The organism is Streptomyces xylophagus (assembly GCF_000716435.1).
Classification (GTDB): Bacteria; Actinomycetota; Actinomycetes; order Streptomycetales; family Streptomycetaceae; genus Streptomyces; species Streptomyces xylophagus.
Window position 1 is genome coordinate 1 of the sequence record NZ_JNWO01000092.1, and the last position, 1,110, is coordinate 1,110.

A 1,110-nucleotide genomic window follows, 5' to 3' on the forward strand; every position below is an offset into this window, starting at 1 on the left:
CAGTCCGCGTGCTCGGCGTACGCGAGCCACTGGTAGACCGGAACCATCCGCTGCTGCGAGCGCGACCAGCGCTGCTCGACCTCACGGCGGTAGATCAGCTTCCGGGCGACCATCCACTCACGGAGGGCCTTCTCCCCCACCCCGACCTGCCCGGCGAAGACCCGGATCAGCGAGGCGTCCTCGTCGGGGTTGACGAACCCATCGACGTACTCGGCCTTCGGTTCGGCGACGGCCAGGCGGGCGGCCTGGGCTTCGATCTCCTCGGCCTGGGCCGCGGCGAGCCGGAGGGCGTCGGCGTAGGTCTGCGGGATGGCGAACTGCGAGGCCACCTCGTACCGTCCGGTCTTCCGGATTGCCGGGAGGACGTCGTGGGTGACCCACCGCTTGAACGCCTTCGCCTGCGGCTTCCGGCTGCGGAGGATCAGCGAGTAGAGGCCGGGTTCACTGACCGCGATGGTCTGCTGGGTTCGGCCCATCGAGTCGATGACCGGGACACTGTCCCGCTCATCCTCATCGAGCAGGTTCAGCGAGGCTCGGGGGTCTGCGATCCCCAGCACCTCGCACGCGTCGCGGCCGACGAACCAGGGCTCGCCGTCGCGGAGCAGGGTTCGGACCTGCTGTCCGGTGGCGGGGAACTGGAAGACCTCGATGTCGGCGCTCATGCCGCCGTCCTTTCGTTGGCGGGACGCTGGGCGCGGTCGTCGGGGTGCTCGCGGGACAGCAGCACCCACACCTCGCTGCGGACCGGGGTGAGTAGCGCGACCATCTGGTCGACCTGCTGGTCGGTGAGCGGCGGCCAGTCGGCGACCGCGGCCGCTCCGGCGGCCCGGATCTCTTCTGTCGTGCGCAGCAGGCGGGTCATCGGACTTCCGCCCGGAAGAGGCTCTGTGCGTCGTTGGGGCACTTGATCCAGACCGCCGCGATGAACTCGCTGTTGGGTCGGGATCTGCCGTTGGCGACCTTGGAGTAGGTGGGGCGCGGGATGCCGAGCCAGGCGGCCTGCGCCTCTTTCGTCGTGAGGCCGTGACGCTCCCTGACCAGCGCATCGAACTGCGCCGATTCGAAGACCATCTCCGGCCGTGGGGTCCGTTCTCTCACGAACACAAGCCT

3 protein-coding genes are annotated in these 1,110 nt (G+C 69.3%); all 3 read right to left on the reverse strand.

Annotation, left to right across the window (positions count from 1 at the left end; genetic code table 11):
• On the reverse strand, positions 1–662 hold a 662-nt coding region (locus tag OO70_RS50375; protein WP_051742516.1), incomplete at its 3' end, for a BRO family protein.
• Positions 659–862 carry a hypothetical protein gene (locus tag OO70_RS50380; RefSeq protein WP_030498540.1) on the reverse strand — a complete coding sequence of 68 codons (204 nt, stop codon included), beginning with the start codon at positions 860–862 and terminating at the stop codon, positions 659–661. The genes OO70_RS50375 and OO70_RS50380, both read right to left, overlap by 4 nt.
• The coding region (locus tag OO70_RS50385) for a helix-turn-helix domain-containing protein (protein WP_234337154.1) at positions 859–1,110 on the reverse strand (252 nt) is incomplete at its 5' end. The genes OO70_RS50380 and OO70_RS50385, both read right to left, overlap by 4 nt.

What these genes read in the sequence shown, in the direction of transcription:
- OO70_RS50380 (WP_030498540.1), bottom strand. Translation starts at nt 862, where the DNA reads ATGACCCGCCTGCTGCGCACGACAGAAGAGATCCGGGCCGCCGGAGCG.